The sequence below is a fragment of the Sinorhizobium sp. NG07B genome, from assembly GCF_002532005.1.
Taxonomy (GTDB): Bacteria; Pseudomonadota; Alphaproteobacteria; order Rhizobiales; family Rhizobiaceae; genus Sinorhizobium; species Sinorhizobium fredii_C.
Map to the genome: position 1 here is coordinate 1 of NZ_NWTD01000010.1, position 18,449 is coordinate 18,449.

23 protein-coding genes and 2 pseudogenes are annotated in these 18,449 nt (G+C 57.4%); 10 read left to right on the forward strand and 15 right to left on the reverse strand.

All coding sequences use genetic code 11. From position 1 onward, the window contains the following. From CO664_RS23895 to CO664_RS31310, 4 genes and pseudogenes are all read right to left on the reverse strand, one after another. Positions 1 to 361: pseudogene (locus CO664_RS23895) on the reverse strand (polysaccharide biosynthesis protein); the annotation flags it as partial. A 539-nt stretch (positions 362 to 900) separates the two neighbouring features. Beyond that, positions 901 to 1,338: a helix-turn-helix transcriptional regulator gene (locus CO664_RS23900; RefSeq protein ID WP_097540109.1), complete on the reverse strand. Its 438-nt coding sequence runs from the start codon at positions 1,336 to 1,338 to the stop codon at positions 901 to 903. Between the two features lie 482 nt (positions 1,339 to 1,820). Continuing rightward, a complete protein-coding gene (locus CO664_RS23905) occupies positions 1,821 to 2,045 on the reverse strand; it encodes a hypothetical protein (protein ID WP_097540110.1) in 225 nt (74 codons plus the stop codon). Positions 2,046 to 2,133: 88 nt separating this feature from the next. Beyond that, complete coding sequence (locus CO664_RS31310; protein WP_097540111.1) at positions 2,134 to 2,319, reverse strand: hypothetical protein; 186 nt, start codon at positions 2,317 to 2,319, stop codon at positions 2,134 to 2,136. 300 nt (positions 2,320 to 2,619) lie between these two features. On the opposite strand from CO664_RS31310, the gene CO664_RS23915 reads away from it, so the two are divergent. Continuing rightward, positions 2,620 to 2,880, forward strand: coding sequence for a hypothetical protein (locus CO664_RS23915; RefSeq protein WP_097540112.1), 261 nt, complete (start codon positions 2,620 to 2,622; stop codon positions 2,878 to 2,880). Between the two features lie 410 nt (positions 2,881 to 3,290). Here the strand turns inward: CO664_RS23915 and CO664_RS23920 are convergent, their stop codons facing one another. Next, a complete protein-coding gene (locus CO664_RS23920) occupies positions 3,291 to 3,566 on the reverse strand; it encodes a hypothetical protein (RefSeq protein WP_097540113.1) in 276 nt (91 codons plus the stop codon). 302 nt (positions 3,567 to 3,868) lie between these two features. On the opposite strand from CO664_RS23920, the gene CO664_RS23925 reads away from it, so the two are divergent. Next, positions 3,869 to 4,192: an alpha/beta hydrolase gene (locus tag CO664_RS23925; RefSeq protein WP_141471759.1), complete on the forward strand. Its 324-nt coding sequence runs from the start codon at positions 3,869 to 3,871 to the stop codon at positions 4,190 to 4,192. 478 nt (positions 4,193 to 4,670) lie between these two features. On the opposite strand, the gene CO664_RS23930 is transcribed toward CO664_RS23925, so the two are convergent. From CO664_RS23930 to mobC, 3 genes are read right to left on the reverse strand one after another with little or no spacing between them, the layout of a single operon-like run. Continuing rightward, positions 4,671 to 4,883 (reverse strand): hypothetical protein, encoded by a 213-nt coding sequence (locus CO664_RS23930; RefSeq protein WP_097540115.1) that lies wholly within the window; start codon positions 4,881 to 4,883, stop codon positions 4,671 to 4,673. A 6-nt stretch (positions 4,884 to 4,889) separates the two neighbouring features. Continuing rightward, positions 4,890 to 7,319, reverse strand: coding sequence for a conjugal transfer protein TraA (locus CO664_RS23935; protein WP_097540116.1), 2,430 nt, complete (start codon positions 7,317 to 7,319; stop codon positions 4,890 to 4,892). A 3-nt stretch (positions 7,320 to 7,322) separates the two neighbouring features. Further along, positions 7,323 to 7,724, reverse strand: a complete 402-nt coding sequence (mobC, locus tag CO664_RS23940; RefSeq protein ID WP_097540117.1) for a plasmid mobilization relaxosome protein MobC — start codon at positions 7,722 to 7,724, stop codon at positions 7,323 to 7,325. Between the two features lie 701 nt (positions 7,725 to 8,425). Here mobC and CO664_RS23945 point away from each other — a divergent pair. The 6 genes from CO664_RS23945 to CO664_RS23970 all read left to right on the forward strand — a co-directional run bounded on the left by CO664_RS23945 (position 8,426) and on the right by CO664_RS23970 (position 11,730). Further along, positions 8,426 to 9,139 (forward strand): ParA family protein, encoded by a 714-nt coding sequence (locus tag CO664_RS23945; protein WP_097540118.1) that lies wholly within the window; start codon positions 8,426 to 8,428, stop codon positions 9,137 to 9,139. Further along, on the forward strand, positions 9,132 to 9,569 hold the full coding sequence (locus CO664_RS23950) for a hypothetical protein (protein WP_097540119.1): 438 nt from the start codon (positions 9,132 to 9,134) through the stop codon (positions 9,567 to 9,569). The genes CO664_RS23945 and CO664_RS23950 overlap by 8 nt, the downstream gene beginning before the upstream one ends. Beyond that, complete coding sequence (locus CO664_RS23955; RefSeq protein WP_097540120.1) at positions 9,569 to 9,958, forward strand: hypothetical protein; 390 nt, start codon at positions 9,569 to 9,571, stop codon at positions 9,956 to 9,958. Before CO664_RS23950 ends, CO664_RS23955 begins: the two co-directional genes overlap by 1 nt. A gap of 212 nt (positions 9,959 to 10,170) precedes the next feature. Next, complete coding sequence (locus tag CO664_RS23960; protein ID WP_097540121.1) at positions 10,171 to 10,662, forward strand: helix-turn-helix transcriptional regulator; 492 nt, start codon at positions 10,171 to 10,173, stop codon at positions 10,660 to 10,662. A gap of 440 nt (positions 10,663 to 11,102) precedes the next feature. Beyond that, positions 11,103 to 11,360 carry a WGR domain-containing protein gene (locus tag CO664_RS23965; protein ID WP_097540122.1) on the forward strand — a complete coding sequence of 86 codons (258 nt, stop codon included), beginning with the start codon at positions 11,103 to 11,105 and terminating at the stop codon, positions 11,358 to 11,360. Positions 11,361 to 11,520: 160 nt separating this feature from the next. Further along, positions 11,521 to 11,730 (forward strand): hypothetical protein, encoded by a 210-nt coding sequence (locus tag CO664_RS23970; RefSeq protein WP_097540123.1) that lies wholly within the window; start codon positions 11,521 to 11,523, stop codon positions 11,728 to 11,730. A 55-nt stretch (positions 11,731 to 11,785) separates the two neighbouring features. On the opposite strand, the pseudogene CO664_RS23975 reads toward CO664_RS23970, so the two are convergent. The 3 genes and pseudogenes from CO664_RS23975 to CO664_RS31320 form a co-directional block, all read right to left on the reverse strand. Next, a pseudogene (locus CO664_RS23975) lies at positions 11,786 to 11,962 on the reverse strand (transposase); the annotation flags it as partial. A 49-nt stretch (positions 11,963 to 12,011) separates the two neighbouring features. Continuing rightward, a complete protein-coding gene (locus CO664_RS31315) occupies positions 12,012 to 12,227 on the reverse strand; it encodes a hypothetical protein (protein ID WP_234820322.1) in 216 nt (71 codons plus the stop codon). Then, positions 12,224 to 12,427 (reverse strand): ProQ/FINO family protein, encoded by a 204-nt coding sequence (locus CO664_RS31320; RefSeq protein ID WP_234820323.1) that lies wholly within the window; start codon positions 12,425 to 12,427, stop codon positions 12,224 to 12,226. The genes CO664_RS31315 and CO664_RS31320 overlap by 4 nt, the downstream gene beginning before the upstream one ends. Before the next feature lie 387 nt (positions 12,428 to 12,814). On the opposite strand from CO664_RS31320, the gene CO664_RS23985 reads away from it, so the two are divergent. Beyond that, positions 12,815 to 13,054, forward strand: coding sequence for a helix-turn-helix transcriptional regulator (locus CO664_RS23985; protein ID WP_097540124.1), 240 nt, complete (start codon positions 12,815 to 12,817; stop codon positions 13,052 to 13,054). Between the two features lie 142 nt (positions 13,055 to 13,196). Here the strand turns inward: CO664_RS23985 and CO664_RS23990 are convergent, their stop codons facing one another. The 3 genes from CO664_RS23990 to CO664_RS24000 all read right to left on the reverse strand — a co-directional run bounded on the left by CO664_RS23990 (position 13,197) and on the right by CO664_RS24000 (position 15,704). After that, positions 13,197 to 13,787, reverse strand: a complete 591-nt coding sequence (locus CO664_RS23990; protein ID WP_097540125.1) for a hypothetical protein — start codon at positions 13,785 to 13,787, stop codon at positions 13,197 to 13,199. Between the two features lie 255 nt (positions 13,788 to 14,042). Further along, entirely contained in the window at positions 14,043 to 14,504 is a 462-nt protein-coding gene (locus CO664_RS23995) for a transposase (RefSeq protein ID WP_097540126.1), read from the reverse strand. 594 nt (positions 14,505 to 15,098) lie between these two features. After that, a complete protein-coding gene (locus CO664_RS24000; protein WP_097540127.1) occupies positions 15,099 to 15,704 on the reverse strand; it encodes a hypothetical protein in 606 nt (201 codons plus the stop codon). A 456-nt stretch (positions 15,705 to 16,160) separates the two neighbouring features. Here CO664_RS24000 and CO664_RS31325 point away from each other — a divergent pair, with 456 nt between their 5' ends. Then, complete coding sequence (locus tag CO664_RS31325; protein WP_272939100.1) at positions 16,161 to 16,400, forward strand: PAS domain-containing protein; 240 nt, start codon at positions 16,161 to 16,163, stop codon at positions 16,398 to 16,400. A gap of 450 nt (positions 16,401 to 16,850) precedes the next feature. On the opposite strand, the gene CO664_RS24015 is transcribed toward CO664_RS31325, so the two are convergent. Next, a complete protein-coding gene (locus tag CO664_RS24015) occupies positions 16,851 to 18,377 on the reverse strand; it encodes a DUF2272 domain-containing protein (RefSeq protein ID WP_097540128.1) in 1,527 nt (508 codons plus the stop codon). Positions 18,378 to 18,449 lie beyond the last annotated feature (72 nt).

Genomic DNA, 18,449 nt, shown 5'->3' on the forward strand with positions numbered 1-18,449 from the left:
CCCTCGCCTTGCTCGCTGCGAGAGCATGGAAGATGGACGGCGACAATATCTGGTTCCATCCATGGACGTGGACAACAATCTCTTCCTGGCTTTCGGACAACAATGCTGAAAGCATTTCATAGGCACGTTTGTTGAAATGCTTATCGAATATATCGGCGATGCTGTGTCCGTCTCGCAACGGTCTTTCGCCCAACGCGATCGTGCGCACGGCAACGTCCAGTTCCTTCACACCGACGCCGTCATCCCCGACAAAAAACGTGCAGTCGATGCCGGCATTTCGGCATGCTTGCAGGCACTGGACTGCGACCTTTGTTGCGCCGCCGCGCACGACCGATACGTCATTTATGACTATAAGGCGCATATCCCAGGACCATCGCAAATGGTACGCGCGCCCGGCCCGGGCGCATACTTGATCTCATTAGCTTAGACTTCCCGCCGCTCAATGAGGCGCCATTTTTGGGTCGATTGCAATTCGGCCTTTTGCACTATCGGGTGGCGTCAGAATCATTAAGTCGCCGCTGGCCGCCGCCGGATAGGCGACCCGGTCGAAACGGTGCGTGGTCAAGCATTGCCGATCAAATGGATCGGTCGTCAGGTCTATTGCCCCAGAGCCTTCTACGAATCCCGGTCAGCTTTGGGGCTTCGTTCACACGGAACCTGTGCCTGGCGGGAGACCTAGCCATCAATGGCATGAGTGACGAGTAGTTATCGGCATGTTGGCGGTCGGCGTGTGCGCTACCGACGAAGCAATGGACGAGTCGCTGCCGCCCTTTTGTGCGACCTCTTGAAGGAGGTCGTCGCACGCGGCTGGGGCGGTAGCCGCGAGGAGATCATCAGAGAGACGATGCTGGAAATCGAGTGCTTCCGAAAAGGGGCGTTCGGCGCGGTATAAGAGCGCGACTACTCTCCGGTACTCTGCTGCTGCTTGCCTTCTCGCTCGGCAACCCGCGCTACTAAACCGAGATAAGCACGTCTCACCTCGGCGTCCACGATCCGGGCGAATGCCCGATTGAGCGCGATGCCCATCGGACTCGAGACGAAGTCTTTCATCGAGGGGCCCGCGCCTGGCCCGCTGTCGCCATAGTAGTCCGTCTCCGGCGGGTTCTCGAAGAAGGATGCAAGCGGTACTTCGAGCGCACTCGCAATCGCTTGAAGCCGGCTCGCGCTCACTCTGGTGCGGCCGTTTTCGTATTTTTGGACTTGCTGGTAGCTCACTCCAAGAGCTTGCGCAAGCTCCGTCTGGGACATGTGCAGCAAGACGCGCTGCATACGGATTTTCCGGCCAACTCGAGTGTCGACCGGATCGGGCTGTTTTCGCGCCGAGGGGCTGCGGGACACACGATTCTCCTTGCAATTGAGCCTTAGATCGGCGCCGAGTTGAGACTATTGGGGCCTTCGCCCCGGGACTCTTTGCAGTGCCTTGTTGGTTGGCGAACCGTGGCCGCAGTCCGCATTTCGCCGGCGTTGCTGCCGGAACTTTCGAATTTTCTGCGGCGGATCAACGAACAGCACCAGCACAACAGCAATGGCAACGATTACGTATGCCGGAACACCGGTCTTTGCGCTCGAAACGGCAGCGAGCGACATGGCTGCTGCGATGTAGATGGCTGTCGATCCGGGGCCAGATGCGACCCTCCAACTCAGCTCCGAAAGCCGATCTCTCCATCTACTGTCCGGCATTGCTGTCGCTCCGATTGCACGTCGGCGTCAGCCGCAATTATGTGTCGCGTCAGCCATGCGGCAACCCATTTCAGACCTTTAGCGGCACTCGTCGGACTAAGGTCCGATAGCTGCGAGGCCACTTCGGCTCTTGACTTGGCTCAAGAGCCGTTCTCGTCACTCGCCAGTAATTCCTCGAGGAGCTCGTCTCTGTCCGTCATATCAAACTCGCGGATCATGTAGAGAACTCTCAACCCCTCCATCACAGCCGTATGGCTGATCGGGTCCACTTGGTGCATCTTGCACCACTCGGAAACAACCTGCTCCACGAGCTCCGCCTCGGTTTCTTTGGTTGGCGATACCTTCCCTGCTAAACGCTTGACCATTGACGGTTCCTCCCGGCAATGCAGTGAACTCTTCCTGAAAGAAGGCGTCTCGCCGTATCCAGCGTAGGGCTTCTAGGTCAGTCGGATCTCAGCGCTGCGTGGCGTTTTCTGTTATTTGTGGGGCATAGACAGCGGTTTCTGTCCCGTTCTCAGACCACGCCCCACCGATCGCCAGGTAGGCCAGGATAGCGGCTACGGTGAGCAGAAGTAGGCCGATCGGGAAAGCGGTTGAGGCGTTCTGTTCTGGCCTGTTGTGATTGTAGCGACGCGGCATTTCGCACTTCCACAATATTTCGGGAAGAAACGAAATTGATGTGCACTGGTTCCCGCTGGGAAGACCCGAAGGGACTTTGGTCCGGGGTATAAAGGCTAAAGGTCTGAGAGACATTGCCGAACGATTTTTTCGGCACATATCCGACAAAGCACCCAAAGATCGCGGGCTGGAACCTGCGAACCGCTGGGGTGTTAATCCCAGAGCAATGCGTTCCGTCCCTTCTGCAGCGCTCTGGGATTTTTCAGTTGCGGATCTTTCCAACGATGGCCGGATCAGAATGATTCTCAGGCAGGAAAGAAAATGTCGTTAGTGCGTGTCGGCAGAGCCCGCTTGGCGATGGCTCTGCCGCAATGTCGAAAGCAATTGCTCTCAGTCAAGAGTCGTGAACTGGACGACCTGTTCGAAGCCTACGCCTTGGCGGCCGAGGCATTGGAAAGGTTCGCCTTGGAGGAACCGCAGCAGGCCGATCTAACCGCAGAATACCGGGATATTTGCGCAGGGATTGAAACCGAGGTCCTGCAACTACTGGGCCAACGCGACGGCACGGTTAACGGGGCATGACAATCAAATCGCGAGCTGCAGTGCCCTTTCCACCGCCTGTCGAAAGGGTCAGATCCTCAGTGGCGAGCTAAGGTCTCCTCTCCCCCCCCCACGAAGTTGATGGAGGCGAATTTTGACCTATGCGGTCGTCGATAGCCGGCATGCTGAACGGCACGGTTTGCCCGGCAGTCATTTAAACAGGCGGTGCACCCGGACACGAGATAATCCTGCAGCCGCCTCTGTAAGAAGTTTCACGGCTCCAGGATGGACCAGAAATCAATCAATTGTCATGATTTCCCAGTCGTTCACCTTCCGACCCGAAGGCAACACTGCACACACATGGTCCAGGCTGATGTGAGCTACAAGAAAGTAGCTCACCGGGACGCCCGCGATAGGTACTAGTTACGAGAGATTGAGGTGCCGATGAGGCTTCACCATAGCTTGGGGCCAAGACGACCCAACTTTAAGCCTTTCTTGCCCAATCCATGCTTGCCCCAACCATCTCCGCCATTCGATTCGCAATAGCTTGTGAATTCAAGTTTGTTCCAAGTAACAAAGCAATAGATGGCGGTGTCACCACCGCAAACTGCCCCGCTTTCTTCGCGCCGCGCCTGTTCCTCTTGGTCCAGCTCAGTGGACTTTAAATCGATGGACTTTGCTTCGGTCGTCTTCACGCTCTTCGCTTTGCTTTTCGCTGCTTTCGACATGGAAAAGACTCCCAGCTTTTAGTTTTATCAATATTCAATATTGGCAAGACACTCTTCAGGATACCCTTAGGAAAAAGAGTATTACGACATTTTTGACCCAAGATCGCCATCAAGGAGGATGCTGGCGGCCGGCAACCCATGCCGAGTGGACTCCGTCGCGCCGAGCTCTCGCCATGCACGACCCGCCACATAACCGGGAGCGAATTGCCGAAGAGGCGCAAAGGAACGCCAAGGACGGGATGGTACAGGGGGAAACACGCGCCGCCATATTGCGCCGGTGCGCTGACGCAAGAAGTGGCTTAATGCTGGGAATTGCGTATCGATCGAACGCGTTCCGCGCATTCTGGTCGGGCTTGATGACATCATGGCATGATTCGGTGGAGAGCCCGCGACTGCTGTGGCGGGGATTTTTGCCCGAAGGCCACGCAACCCTTGCAGGCTGGCGGTCAATCGCTCGGTATCGGGGGAGTTCCAGAACGCCGATCACCATAGAAACACTGGCGGACGATGTCTCCGCGGTCGCTTCTCTGCTCCACCTTCAGTCCTTCAACCTCGTCGGCATCAGGATCGGCGGCCTGGTCGCGCAACTGATCGCCGGGCGGCTGCCCGAAAGGAGCGGTCCTTGATCATCCTGGGTTCTCCAGTAGCACCATCAGCTAAGTCATGGCGATAGAGCCTCCGGGAAATGGTGTATCGCAAGCGAAGTCCGTTCGCAGGCCTACGATCGTCCCGAAAGAAGGCGTTTGGGCAGGGTGCAATGACGGTTCCTGTCTGCAAAGGCCGCCATTCAGTGCTTTGGGCTTCTAGTTCCGCTCTCCACCCTTTTGCGACCATGGGAATCGCACCTCAAGCGGTCACTCGGGGGTAAATTACCTTCGCAGAAATGGTAAGATGGCTGACGATCTGAAAAAGGAGCTCTTTGTTTTTCAGTAGGTTGGCCAACGTCAAAAGGCAAAATAGCGTGGCAATGGACACTATGTCGCCGAATCTTCTGCGCTGACCGGGTTCGGAAATGCGGGGTCTTAGGAGCGATCGGTCTCTATCGCCGGCCGGTGGTACGAGACCGGCATGCGTCGTGCCGATCTCGAAAACTGACCTGAGCTCTCAAAAAGGCCAGAACCCGGCAAGGTAGGTCGCGGTGTCGTTTAGCCAAACTATCGTGTCCTGATACCAGGCGACGACGGTTTCATAACCTGCCTGGACGATGGCCAGGAACAGCACAACCACGGCGATCCCGCCAAAGGCCTTACCGAACCATTCGTCGCCTTTGGGATCGTTAGTCTGAATGACGTACTGTTGTCGGTTATCGTTGAGCATGTGCCTTTAACGGTCCCGATCGTCGCGGTCGCGTTCCTTTTGTTCGATCTGCTCCCGCTCAATCTCCTCGAGACGAGGAATGTGCTGTTGTGCGGGATCTGTCCGTGTCGTCTCTCCGCCACCCTGTGCGGCTTCCCTATCCTTATTTAGACGATCTTGCAGGCGATTTGTAGCATCGACCGTCGAAGCCAGATCGTGAGCCTCGCGCGCGTCATTGTCGCTGGGCTGCCGATCTTCCTCGTCTGCCCGCAAATCGCGCTGCTGTTCGTCGAGAGCGTCGACGATCGGTGCCTTGTCCTTTGCTTCCTGCGGACGATCCGATTTGTTTTCGGTCTGATCGATCGCCCGTTGCAAATCAGGATCGTGCTCGGCAACTTCTCGAATGTAGCTATTACCTTGGACGGCCAATTGCGCAGCTCGCTCCATTGCCTGATTAAGACCGTTCTGGAATCCGTCCTTGCGGTCAGTCGAAAACTCTCCGTCTTCGATCCGATCGAGCCCTTCTCGGTAATGCTCGATCTCAATCATGGCTTCGTTGCCGGCCTCGACGGCTGCCTCGCCGTGTTTAGCAACCGCGGCATCCCGCTTGTCGTTCACTGGATCGCGCGTCTCTTCGCCACTTTGCTCCGACAGTGCCTCCTTACGCTGCTCGTAGAGACCCACCAGCTCACGCTTCTGGTTGACGAAATCGCGAGCCAAGCCTGCTACTTCGTCAAAATCTGCCCGGTCCTCTGGGGCAACGGTACGCTCCAGCTTGAACAAGGCCGTTTCCACCTTCTTCTCATAAGCCTCAAACTCTGCTCGTGAAGTTTCGCGCAATTCCTGACCCTCCAAAACCATTTCCTGCAATGTGACCAAATTGGCGCGGAAGTTCGATCCGAAATCCGCATGAATGATAGTGGCGCTGGTTTGCATCTGCACCGCTGAAAGCCCAGTTTCTAAGTATGCTCGATGCTCTGTAGCATAGGCGACCGTCTGACGATCGCCAGCCACCAACGCGATCTTCTGCCATGTCTCCTGAGCCGTTTTGGCGTATTGCCGACTCCTGTCGCTTTTGGCGACAGTACGTCGGCCGCTGCGCTTGGCGTCGTATCTCGCCTGCGCGGCCTCGCTTGTGCCGACATGCTCTGTGCGACCTTCGCGGCTCATCGGCCGGACTTGGGTGCGCGTGAATGCCGGTGGACTGGCAAACTCGCGCCGATCGGTCATTTCCATCTCAATGCCGTGCTCCCGCGCCTTCTCTGCCATGACGGATCGCCATTCCCGAAACACGGCAGGCGTCGTCTCGATGCGATCACCGGAATCCGATTTCATTGCCACGATGGCATGAGCATGCACATGCGGACGCTTACCTCCCTCCCCTGCCTCTTTCGGATCGCTCGCCGGATCGTGCATTGCGAAGACATATCGATGCCCGGCAAATTGATGAGCAAGGAAGTCGCGCACCGCGCCTTCGAATGCGGCAACATCAGTTCCGGCCCGAGCCGACATAATGACGTGCATCACGTCACGGCTCCTGCGACTGTGGAGCTCGCTGCGCCATTCCTTCTGCACCAGGTCGCCTGCGACCTTCTCATTCCCTATCGGCTGGCCGCGATCGTCGCGAACGTCATGCCGATCGACGAGGCCGCGCAAGCGGCTGGCGCCGAACTCGACGCCATTTCCGTAGCCATGAAAGGAGAACTTCGCCGCCGCCTCGCCCGCGGCCGAGCTGATATCATACCGGCCCTGGATGATGCCGGCCGCCTTCGCGTCGCCCGTCAGCCGCTCCCCCTGCCCGCTTCGCAATACGACAAGCCCCTGAACGGTCAGGGAGCCGCCCTCATTTTTCGCGATCGCATAGGCATAGCGCCGGTCGCCAAAGCCGCTCGTCAGGGTGCTCCTTACCTGCTCGTGCAATCCCTCGTCCGATGCAAAGCCGGACGCCGCGATTTCGACGGAAAAACTCCCAATGTCGCGGCTTTCCGCGCGGTTCTGGAAAAGATGGTCCCAATCGGCACGGATCCGCGCCAGTTCCTCTCGCCCCTCGAGGATCCTGCCGCTTTCATTCTCCACCTTCAGCTCGCCGCCACGCGACACATAATTCAGCATCGCCCCGACCCGAGCACCGCCGCCATAAGACGCCATTTTGACGACTGCCGGCTGGCTTCCCTTTGCGACGGCCGCTAGCCGCGCCTCCATCGGTCGGGCAACCGTTGTCGCCGACGTTACCTGCGCTCGATGAGCCCCCCTGCCCTTCGATGCGGATCCACGAGCACCGGAAGCCCCGCTTGATCCTCCGCCGCCACCTGCAGCGCCGAGTTGAGCCAACTGCTTCAGGCGCTTTCGCATCTCTTCTTCAGCCGAAGCGCCCCGCCCGCCAGACGACATTTCGTGCAGTAGCGCTGCGCGCCGCTGCTCCCATTCGCTGGTGAATGCGCCGAAGAAGATTTCCAAAGGCTACTTCTCCCCTCGACGCTGATAACCAGCTCGCCGCGTCAGAGCACGTAACTCGCTCATCACGGCCGCTTGAATCCGCTGCACGTTCTCAAGGTTGATGTCCAATTCGCTTGGGTGGACACCACGGCCGCTGTTGAGCGCCCTCGCAACCTGGTTCAGATTGATCCCGATCATCCTCATGTCTTCGAGCAGAGCCGCCATGATTAGGCGGTCATCGCCGGTCAACATCGGCCGAACCCCCGCCCCCTCCAGTAGCAGCGACCGGAAAAAGCTGGACACCGTCATGCCGGCATCGTCGGCGGCCTTCTCGATCGCCGCATGTTCGTCACCCGTCACGCGAACATGAACAGTGCGATCCTTCTTCGCCGGCTCCAGAGGAGCATTGAATTTCACGTCATCCATTTGGGCATTGGCCCCTACTGGCGCTTGCGTCAGATGATCGAGGGTTCGTCCCTCGATTGCAGGAAAGTGCGTAGCACATTTTTCCGTATCCTGCCACTCAAAAGGGGAATTCAACCACTCTAAAGGGGAATTCAACCAAACAACTTCGAGCTGCCTCGCTCCGCTCGGCCTTTTCGATTTTCGGACCGACCGGGACTGCACCCGGTCGGAGTAAACGAGGAAACGAGGAAACGCTCACCAGGTTCACCTCCGAAAACCGCTCTGAAGGCCTTTGTCCGCCCTCGTACTCAGTGCGAGCGTCAGAGCCGGCCTCACGCGGCTCCGGGGTTCACTGATCTGGGCGCTTTCACCGCACCGGTCAGCGCCAACAATCAAAGGGAATCAGCGAGCGACGCACCAGTCGGTTCACATGCTTTTGTCGTGTCGAATTTTCACACGAGTTAGAAACACGATGGTTGCGTGTCGTGTGGCAGATTGTTCACATAATGTGGACTTGGTTTAAATCGACCGATTGACCACATCCCATGGTAGTGCCATGTTCACTCAGCGTGTGAGCAGTTGTTCACATGCTGCGGCCCCATCCCTGGAAGATGAGGTGTGATCAACAATTCACATCGTGCGCAGAAGGGATGTGAACATGCCGCACAAGCGCCGGCCTGACCGCCGGACCGACTCTGATATGGCAAAAGGAGTTGCGACGTATGCCACTATGTATTTCTGCCGTGAGCGGCAAGGGTGGAGCCGGAAAGACGACAGCGGTCATTTTGATTGCCGGCGAATACGCCCTTCAGGGAAGACGTGTCCTCCTCATCGACGCGGACGGGCGCCAAAACCTGCAGGAATGGTGGAAGCGCTGTGAGGCGAAGGACAGCCTGCCTGCGAACATCGACCTCATTACCGCTGCCCGCCAGACGACCGTGCAGCAGCTCCTGGAAAACGATGCGAACAAGTACGACGTCGTTTTGATGGATACGCCCGGCCAGGACACCGTTTTAAGGGACACGATTATTGCAGGGTCGCATATCGTGCTGACGCCGATCCAGCCAAACCAGGACGAGATCAAGGCGGCTGGCCAAGCGGCGACAGACACGGCCGACATCTCCGACAAGGTGGGGCGGGTTATCCCTCATGCGAACTTCGTCACGAGGATGACGATGCCAGCGAAATTTCTGGAGGCCTATCGCCTGATCAGGCCGTTCGTTCAAAATCTTCGAGAAGGCGGCTACGACTCCTTTTTGCTCGCTACCGAGCTTATGGAGCGGAACTGCTACCGTGAAATTCGAAACGGCTATGGCACGCTGCAAATGCTCGATCTGACCGAGCCGGTGAAGAAGGCGAGGGCTGAAGTGATGAGCCTGGTGCGCGACATCGAAGCAGTCTTGGCGGGAGAGAACGAGGTGGCAGCAAATGGCTAAGGGACAAACGACAATTTCTGATTTTGCAGTTGCGCCACGTCGCGGCCGTTCAACGGACCAGTCCGCCACGCAGGAAGATGCTGCGAAGGCGGCGGACGTGCCGGCTGAGGGATCACGGGCTGAAAATCAGCCTCAACAGGCTGCACCGACCATCACTGGCCCCGGTCAAGCTGGGAGCGCCCTATTTGCGCCGTCGGAAGACGCGCGGCGCGAGCGGTCCGTGACGAAAGCTCTACAGCGTGAGGATTCGAGAGTTCGTTTGCGTGATCTGAAGAGGGCACGCGATCGGGAATCCAAACACTACGTCAACTGCCCGTTGGACTATGACACGAAGAAGCGGCTGGAGAGGGCCGCTCTCGAGAACGACGTGAAGATGACGGTCATCATGAAGGCCGCCATCGATCAGTTCCTTCGCGATAACGGCTACTAATGTTAGGCCGCGGCTTCCTCCTCGGCGTGGCCGTCGGCTGCGTCCTCGGCGTGTATGTTGCGCCTCATATCGGCCGTCCGATGGCCGGGATGGGAAACTTTTCAGAATCCATTTTGGCTGAAGTGAATGGACCGCGCGTACCCGAAAAGGGTACGTGGCCTACAGATGACCAGGCCAAGACCCAGCTATTCAAGTTATCCAAATGGGATCTAACCAAGCATGGGAATGGATCAAAGGTAAGGGTCGATCGCTGCATCGGAATTGCTGAGACCGAGCTGGCCTGCGAGCTGACTGCGCAACTCGGTTGGGTCCAGGGCGAAACGCGGATTGAAGCGGTATTTCGAGGGGAAGACGATCGCTGGAAGATGGTAGCGGCAAAGAATCGCTAATTGCTTTCTTCGTCTGCTTGCTCATCCTAGGATCAAGTTTGTTGCCGTTGCTAAGCACATGCCCGAACCATTTCGGCTCGCGGCTGCGATTGCAACACCCCCAAAAAGGTAAGGAAATCCGCGAAGATCAGTGTAAGAGGGATGTGCCAAATTGGCGCCACTTAGTGCATAGTAGCCGCTGAGGGGCGGTTCACAAAAAAGGGTAAGGTTCGTTGACTGATCTGATCAGCTACAAGAACGCACATGGATTGGTTGAGACAACGGATCCTGATGTCGATAGACCTCTGTGTCGCAAACCGGGGTTCGAAGGCATCGATACCTTAGGTGAAATGGATGAAAAGCTCTCGGCCTTCCTTCGGAGAAAACGCGAGGAGCTGGGTCTCAGCCGAGACGAACTAGCACCGATGTTGGGGATTACCAGGCCGGTTTATGGGCGGTACGAGCGGGCATTCTCTCGATTGACCGTCACTCGCATGATCCATCTCTGTGAACTCCTCGGATTCATGCCCACGGATATGCTCTATGAAGCAGCTCCTCATCTTTGGGGAAAAACCCCGGAGGAAGCCGAGGACCGCGTCACTTTGACAAAGCTCATTGAACGAATGCCCCACGACACTATTCGCGATCTGATACGGCTCCTGAAACGCATGACTCCGGGGGAACTGGCGCCCGATGCTCCCAGCATGAGCGACGGCGGCCGCTAAGCCCAGCATCGATGTACGATTAGCTCGGCAGCCGTGAATTGAATAAAAGCGGCAGCCGCCCCACTCCCGTTTACCACAGACTTCGGCCTTCTCTTCGGCGCAATGAGAAAGCGGGTTCAGGCCTCCGCCTGCTTCGCTCCGCCAAAGGCGGAGTGGAAAACGGGAGCGGGGCGGGAGTTTTTCTATTGAGGCGCCCTCGCGGCCGCCTGCTCAACCTCATGGGCACTTCAAGCAGGCTCCCAACAGCGAACGGCACAGCATTGGTCAACGATCTCCATCAAGATGTGGCGGGAACCTGGCCGATGAGACCATCTCACCGTTGCGAATTGCAGACGTGGCGCTGGACGCACGACGGCGCATCAAATTCTTGAATCGATCAGCGACGATCGATTCACAAATGTCGTTGGACCCCAACCCTTTGTCAGGCGAAGATTCCAGCCATGACCCAGCATTGGTTCCGCCTGAATATTCAACGAATCGACGCGACTAGGAACATGGCGCGCTTTTACGCTATGTCGCTCGAACCGGACCTCTTCGGCGGAACCGCCCTCGTCCGTCGCTGGGGCCGCATCGGCACCGCCGGCCAAGTTTGCATCCACCTGTTTTGGGATGAGCGTCAAGCGATTAGTCGCTTCCTTTTCTTGGCGCGCCAGAAGCGGGCACGCGGATATAGGCCGCGATCGTCCCTTAGTGTGTAAAGTTTCGGGCATATCACGCGCGGCGGAAAGACGCGCCATCTTTATCGCGTATCAGGCAGATACCGGTCGCACCCGAAAGCATGCGGCAGGAACACATACACGAATTGGCCTGTTCTTGGTGGACCAGCTATTCTAGCGCCGCATCCACCGGAATCGGGCCATGAGCCCCACGACCGATTTCATCGTGGAATTGATCAGAGCTGCGAAGACCGGCATTCGGGGCAGCAACCGCGCGAAAGATGTGCTGATAGATCTTCACCAAGCATCGGCGAAATCTGATCGGCTCGCCCCGAACGAAATTAGAGATGCCCTCATCGACGCCGCCGATGTCATCAGGACGCTGAAGATCGCGCTTGATGGGAAGGAATGAAGGAATGATCTGGATGGAATCTGATAAGCATCAGGCCTTCTTTGTGACGGCGCTCCAGCCGTTCGTCGGCGGCAAGTCCGTTGAACTCGCGCTCGATGTTAAACACGGCATCGATGCGCCTGACTGCCTCCAGCGCCACCGGCGAGATCGCCGCAGCATTCTGTCCGCGTTTGGCGTTGGTGGCGATGTCGGCAAGCCCGAAGAATTTGCGCCGCGAATGGGCCCAGCAAAGTTACAGTGATCAGGCGAGATTTTCACGGATGAGCGACGACGACGAAACGTCAGGGACCAAAGCGGCGGCTGGGTAAGCGGCGGCGCTTCGTCTCGACGATAAACCCCTGAGGCTTACTGGGCGAGAGTTTCGCCTTGCTGTCCAGCATGGGATCCGATTTCGCCAAAGCTGCCGGCTCTTCTGGCTGGCGCAACTGCGTCGTGTCTGCCATGCCGAACCGAGCCTGCAACCACGCCTTGGCCGTTGCCGCATCTGCTTCCGTCACTTCGCCCGCGGCATCACCGTTGAGAGATCAACACGCGTCACGCCCGTGCGTAATTGGGCCAGGTATTTGTCCCGTCGGGTATAGGCGCGCAGGGCCCTATTCAAATCCTCATCGGACAGTGCGCTATCAAGCGCCCGAATGTCTCCACGGATGCCGATCTTAAGCGGCTTCGGCTCTTTCGCGTCGAAGGTACCGGGCATCGATCCGACAGATAGCGAAACAGTGAACGTCGTCGGCTTGCTGCAGTGCACAATAAACTTTTAGCATGAATGTTTGGTATTGCCCATGGAAAAACACGAAGCGTCTTTAGCCACGAATTCGCGAGCCTTCGCCCGGTCGATTTCGCGTTCCTCGGATATCCCCGCCTTTAGGCTAACTCCCTGTCCACGGGGAATTCCAGAGGTGAGGTCGATCACGCGGATCAAGGCGTGGGCAAAACGCCACCTGGCGGGTGCCTTGTAACCGCGATTTCTTGGAACTATATTGCGGTGCAACATCAATGATCCTGCCAGCCGCCATATCTATGGCTGCAGGTTTCCTTTTGGAAAAGAGCGCGCGCTCCTGGCGCTTATCGAAGGAGTCATTTCATGACAAAGGCTACCATCAACCTGGACGTTGGCACGTGCCGAGGCCGCGTCGATATAGGTTTAGCTGTCAAGCAATCTCGCGAGGCCATGGGATATAGCGTCGAGGACCTCTCCCTGACCTGCGGGCTCACTGGCGCCGAAATCACAAGGATTGAAGTGGGTGCTGATGTCGACCCCGGCAGGCTCAAACGCATCGCCGCTGCACTCCAGGTGCCGACCTCCACGTTCCGCCCGGCGTAGCAGTATCGGGTTCTCACACCTAACCTCTCAATAGTGCAAAGTCGCGAAAACCGGCATGGCATCGGGTAGCGCAGCTCGAGCAGGCTGTCCGCGGAACTTGCGCCTCAGCGGGTTTCTTTGCCCCGACGCCGGTGCCACCTCGCTATTCGGCATCAAAGCGTTCGAGCATCTGCCTGAGCCGGAGGTTCTGTGCACGAAGCTGTTCGGCCAGCAACCTCTTCAGACGCTTGTTCTCTGCTTCCAGGGCAGCAAGTTCGTCGAGCGAGATCTCCGCCTTTCGACCCTCGTGGCCAAGCTTCGAGTTGTGGGCGGTCGTCTGGGCGGCGGCGCGCTGGGCGCGCTTTCGAGGAGTGCCGGCTGATGTCGTTCGCGGCGGCGATGACGGTTGGCTCTCCTGCACTTGCACAACCGCTTCGGCCGAATGATCGGCCTCATTGTGCTTCGAGACACCGACCTCTACGCCATCGGCAGAGGCTATCGCTGCTAGTGCACCGTCGACATAGTCGGCGCGTTCGTTGACAGACTCTGCATTGAGCGGATCAGCCGGCCGAGCTTCAGCTGAGGCCGGCGCTACAGGTGCTTCATTTGAGTTGAACAGATGCGGCGCCGTATCTTCCACTTCGCGGGACAAAGCCTTGAGATCTGTGTCTCCCCAGATTGAGCTTGTCTGGGCTTTTGGCTGGCGTCGCCCCGACTTGAATTCGACAACGAATCTCCGTTTTGGCGTCTTCATCTACTTCCGATCCCAAGCACCGTGAAAATTCAACCCCGATTGGCGCCGCTGCATTCCTGCAGGCGCACCAATACAGCCCTTCCTTGCGCGCTTCAACCGCTCGCCAGCCTCGCAGCCGGCGCGCCTTCCACCCGACAAGAGCGGGGAACAGCAGGGCTTTCGTTTGCCGCGACAATGCCACGTAGGGATAAAAGCGACTGGCGCAACACGGGAGGACGCCGAAGAGACTGTCCCCCGCGCATTTTCCGGTCCTTGTTAGTTGAGACCGAGCCTCTTGCGCAGTTCGGCATTTTCGGCGCGCAGCTTCTCCGCCAGTTGCTTGCGGAGCCTCTGGTTTTCCTCTTCGAGTTGGACAAGATCTGCCAATTCGTCGCCGGCTGGGATCGGCTTGGTGCCCTTCATGCCCTTTTTTTCCACGGGCTTGGCAGCACCTTTCCACTGATAGTAGGTCTGCTCCGATATGCCGGCGCTCTTGATAGCGTCCTTAAGGGTGCTGCCTCCGGTGACTTGGGTCTCGATCAGCTTCAGCTTCTCGCTCTTCTCTTGCTCGCTATACCCTCTGCGTTTAGCGGCCGCCGCCTTTGATGTAGCTTGCACCGGTTCGGCAGCCGCCTTCGGAGGCCGTGGCGACCTCTGCTTCTTAGCCGTCGGTGCTTTCACTTCTGCGTCCGTCGCCCCAGCCACAGCAACTGGTGCCGCATTACTCTCGTCAGCCATCAGCAATTCCCTCCTTTAGTGATCGTCTGTTTTCGGCTGAGTGCACCACAGAGTCAACACAACCATCATGGTTCTGCTTTACGGATCGTTGATATTTGCTTGTTCCTGGCTGGCGATCGACGCTGAGGCTCCCCGCTCTCACGTGAAATAATCGGCGCTCTGCTTACTACTAGCGCCCAGCTCGACGATCGTGGCGACCCATGTGGTTCGGCGCGAGCGCGGTAGGGATGCTGCAGGGCACCTCCTCCTAGAGATCATGCCGCCGTCATGGCAAGCGCGATCGTCAACGTCAGTTGCTTGGCCCTCTGCTTCCCGTTTTTTCACTGACGCACTTTGGACACGCAATACGAAGCTGAAGCGCTCGCCGCAAAGCTCATCAACGACTATCAAGCAGCGATTCGCGACGACTTGGGTTGAGTATTGTCGCGGGGCTGTCCTAAGAATGCAGCGCGCCCAGCGGCGAGTACACACTGAGCCGATTGATGGCTGCCTGCTCAGCAGCTCCCGCACTCTTTTAAGTGAGTGGCGGCGGCGAGGCCTTCGCCGCCAGGCAAAGATGACGCAAGTGCACGCTTATCGGGAGCGCCGCCAAGCTCACGATACGTCGAACCGCTCGAGCATCTTCTTAAGCTGACCGTTCTGCAGCTGAAGCTTATGAGCGAGGTGGATCCTCAGCATTTTGATTTCTTCATCGAGTGTTGCCGCTTGCTGGAAGAACAAGTCACGTGAAGACGAGGCCTGCAAGCTTTGATGGGACTTTGGGGCGACAGCGCTCTGCGCAGTCGACTCGCCGTTGGCGTTCTTACCACGTTCTCGACGCTTGACCCGCGGTTTGCCATGCGACTTTGTGCTTGCCGCGCTGTTTGGAACCAATGAATTCGCTTCGGCACCTGAATGGTCGACCTGATGACGCGCGGTTGTTTGAGCCGCTTCAGCATCAATAGCCTGTTTTAGCGCCTGCGCGACATCGTCATCGCCTTTCGCCTTATCCGATGCCATCGACGCGTGATCAACCGAGACTTCCTCATCATGAGCAGGTGGGCTGGCAGCGACCCTCAAACTCAGCCGAAGTGCGGGCGTATGCTCCGCTTCGCTCTCGAAAGCCTTGGAATCGGCGCTATTCCCGATCGAACTCTGCTGCGCTTTCGCCGACGGTCGGCGCGACGTCAGTTGGGCAAGGAATTTCCAGGGTGTTTTCATAATCTCACCTTGAGCAAGCCCGACGGAGATGCTGTTGAGCCATTGTTCCCCGCCCGGTTATCTTTGTGACCCGGATAGGTTTGAAGCCGGTTTTCGCCCGAGTGAAAGACGGGCTGACAAAGCCGCCTATTGGCAGAGGCGCCCTTCAACACCTTATCACGACGAGAGCGGAATCCATGGGAAACCTCATGTGATTTGCAAGGTTTGCACAACTTCGTTCTCAGGACCGAGCCGTCAATTTCTTGTTAACTGCTGCCACTCTAGGCTGTTGAAATGGTGCCAGTGCGCGCCATTTCGCCTCTGAACCACGGATCAGATCCCGGCTCGGCCGCTGCGGAGCCAATAATAACGGCAACGCGCTTTCCGCTACGGTCATGTGAGGCAGTATGAGAAACCGCAACTGAGATCATCGGAGTAGCATTTGACTTTCGGCGCCGATCTCGAGGTCCTCCCCTGCTGGTCGGGCGAAGACCGGGCGACCTGATCGGCCGCACGGATTACGACATTCGGCCGGCGGCGGAAGCGGATCGGATTCGCGAGATCGACAAGCGCGTGCTTTGTACCGGGGAGGAGGTTTCGGTCGAGGAAGATATCGCCCAGGCGGGAGGAGAGCTGAGGTCTCTTCTGATACGGACATGTCGAGCCAAGCTGACGCGAACGGTGGCCACTCGACCGGCACGGCCGGGATTTGCATAGCTGCATTGCACAAAAAACGTTTCCCAAATGATCAAAAAACGATCATGCTGCGCACAGTTGATGCACATGGCGGTTTTCCTCCCAGTTCCGCTGCAACAACTGTTCCCCTCTGGAGGTTCATACCTTCAAAACTCATGGGCCGCGGTTTTTCCGACGGCCCTTTTTCTTTTCTCTTCTGCGCCTATCAGATCGGTTTGTGGGCGGCATCAAGCGGTACCGCAAACCTACTTCCCCAGCTCCGTGACCAGATGCACCGGGGTTCCAGTCGATACATTATGCGACTTTCGAAGCACAGAACGAGAACATCTGGCTTGTGCCAAGGGTCACGATCATGACTCCTCTGCTCGCGACCCTAGTCCTGACGTACGGCTATCCGAAATTCGTGCAGATCGCCGCGCGTCGTACAGAGCGCGCGGCGACCATTTCTTGAGGTGACCGATCGTCCGTGATCTAGCCGTACAGCTTGGAACCAAGATCAGCAGAAACGATCTCTTCATGCATCGAATGGCTCATTCCTGTTCCCGCTCCAAAGTGCCACCAGTTTAGGCCCGCGATCCTACGGAAGTCGGACCAGCCGGCGAGAAATTCTTTTAGCTTAGCCTCCGCGTCCCGTTGATCGAAGTCACCTTCGCCCCAATAGGCTTGCCCAGTCAGTATGAGCGGCTTGGGCGTGTTACCCATCATGGCGGTCCATCGATCGATGCACAAATCTGCGTACGCACCCGCAAAGTCGAGCTCATAGAAGGTTCCGTCTGGCCGTCTGAATTGGTTCCGCATTCTCGTGTTCGGATAGTTGAACCAATAAACTTGCGGCGCGAAGGCATCGACATACGGAAGCGCAGCCGCGTACAGGTGAGGCTCGTGCCAATCAATTAGAGCGAAGCCTGACACAGCAAATAAACCCGGCAGATTCCTCCGGACGGCTTTGCAGAATGAAGCAATTTCACTGGCGGACCATTCTGAATTGTTGTGACCGGGCTCGATGTCGGCGATGTAATCGCTGAGACCGAGCCGTTCAGTCTCTCTGAGGGCGAGCGCGGCCTCGGCGCTGGGATTCTCGCCTTGGCACCATCCCCAAGCTGCGCATGCAATGTCCTGCGCAGCAAAAGCGTTGACAAGGGATTGATTTGCACTCCGGGTACCATTGCTTGGCGCCGTACGACCATGAACGCGAAGCCAAACGTGTGTCATACCCGCGCGCTTTGCAGCTGCAGCAACATTGGCCGCTGAGCCGTATTCGGCTATTGTTGCGATCGGATCGTACACAAACGTGCCATGCCTCCTAAACGAAGCTGCAAGAGATGTCGCGGCACCTGCCGCCTCTTCATGTGTCGAAACATGATCGTGGTCGAACGACCCGTCGACCTCTTTAAGATTCTCGATCACGCAAATGTATGGGTCGGGACTGCGTTGCTTCACATAGCCGTTGGCGGTCAATCTCACCTTTTTGATGCGGATTGAATCAGACTCGTTGCCGCCGACGGTCAATGCGTAGCGGATCCCATTCTCGATCGTGAATTCAATGACGATTGCGCCATGCGAATTGTAGCTCTCGAGATTTCGTGCCTGATCATAGGTGACGGTCCCTCCGCCGCGATTGCCACAAATCAAATCTCCGACCTTCGGCGCATATTCGGTTATCCTGCGCGCCCGAAATACCCCGGTCTCGGAATCAGCATTCTCGATAGAATTCTTTATGTACTTCGCGTGCCGAATGGACAGGTCGAATTCGCCATTTCTTGCACCTGCTGCCAGGACACACCAGGATATGAAAGTTGCTGACCAAGCCCAACTCGATATGTTACTTGGCATGTTCCAGCCAAGTTCGTCATCTGGGTCCGCCACGGCCAGATCAACCAGGTACGTACGATAAATCCTCCTGCGCAGCGGATCATCCGATTCAAGAAAGCCGGCAAAGCTACTGTGCTCTCCTCGCGCGACCGCAACCAGTCGCTGTGCGTAGGCACTCGCTGACATCTCACCCTCCAAAGCTAATATGACTATCGAAAACGCAGCTATTACTTACCATATACTGTATACTATAACTAC

Bases quoted from the DNA above. Each gene is read 5' to 3' on its own strand.
- CO664_RS31310 (WP_097540111.1), bottom strand. From the start codon at position 2,319: ATGCCGCGTCGCTACAATCACAACAGGCCAGAACAGAACGCCTCAACC.
- CO664_RS31320 (WP_234820323.1), bottom strand. From the start codon at position 12,427: ATGCCCGGTACCTTCGACGCGAAAGAGCCGAAGCCGCTTAAGATCGGC.
- CO664_RS23990 (WP_097540125.1), bottom strand. From the start codon at position 13,787: ATGAAGACGCCAAAACGGAGATTCGTTGTCGAATTCAAGTCGGGGCGA.
- CO664_RS23915 (WP_097540112.1), top strand. From the start codon at position 2,620: ATGTCGTTAGTGCGTGTCGGCAGAGCCCGCTTGGCGATGGCTCTGCCG.
- CO664_RS23985 (WP_097540124.1), top strand. From the start codon at position 12,815: ATGACAAAGGCTACCATCAACCTGGACGTTGGCACGTGCCGAGGCCGC.
- CO664_RS23965 (WP_097540122.1), top strand. From the start codon at position 11,103: ATGACCCAGCATTGGTTCCGCCTGAATATTCAACGAATCGACGCGACT.
- CO664_RS24000 (WP_097540127.1), bottom strand. From the start codon at position 15,704: ATGAAAACACCCTGGAAATTCCTTGCCCAACTGACGTCGCGCCGACCG.
- CO664_RS23905 (WP_097540110.1), bottom strand. From the start codon at position 2,045: ATGGTCAAGCGTTTAGCAGGGAAGGTATCGCCAACCAAAGAAACCGAG.
- CO664_RS23920 (WP_097540113.1), bottom strand. From the start codon at position 3,566: ATGTCGAAAGCAGCGAAAAGCAAAGCGAAGAGCGTGAAGACGACCGAA.
- CO664_RS23995 (WP_097540126.1), bottom strand. From the start codon at position 14,504: ATGGCTGACGAGAGTAATGCGGCACCAGTTGCTGTGGCTGGGGCGACG.
- CO664_RS23970 (WP_097540123.1), top strand. From the start codon at position 11,521: ATGAGCCCCACGACCGATTTCATCGTGGAATTGATCAGAGCTGCGAAG.
- mobC (WP_097540117.1), bottom strand. From the start codon at position 7,724: ATGGATGACGTGAAATTCAATGCTCCTCTGGAGCCGGCGAAGAAGGAT.
- CO664_RS23955 (WP_097540120.1), top strand. From the start codon at position 9,569: ATGTTAGGCCGCGGCTTCCTCCTCGGCGTGGCCGTCGGCTGCGTCCTC.
- CO664_RS23925 (WP_141471759.1), top strand. From the start codon at position 3,869: ATGCTGGGAATTGCGTATCGATCGAACGCGTTCCGCGCATTCTGGTCG.
- CO664_RS23945 (WP_097540118.1), top strand. From the start codon at position 8,426: ATGCCACTATGTATTTCTGCCGTGAGCGGCAAGGGTGGAGCCGGAAAG.
- CO664_RS23930 (WP_097540115.1), bottom strand. From the start codon at position 4,883: ATGCTCAACGATAACCGACAACAGTACGTCATTCAGACTAACGATCCC.
- CO664_RS23950 (WP_097540119.1), top strand. From the start codon at position 9,132: ATGGCTAAGGGACAAACGACAATTTCTGATTTTGCAGTTGCGCCACGT.
- CO664_RS24015 (WP_097540128.1), bottom strand. From the start codon at position 18,377: ATGTCAGCGAGTGCCTACGCACAGCGACTGGTTGCGGTCGCGCGAGGA.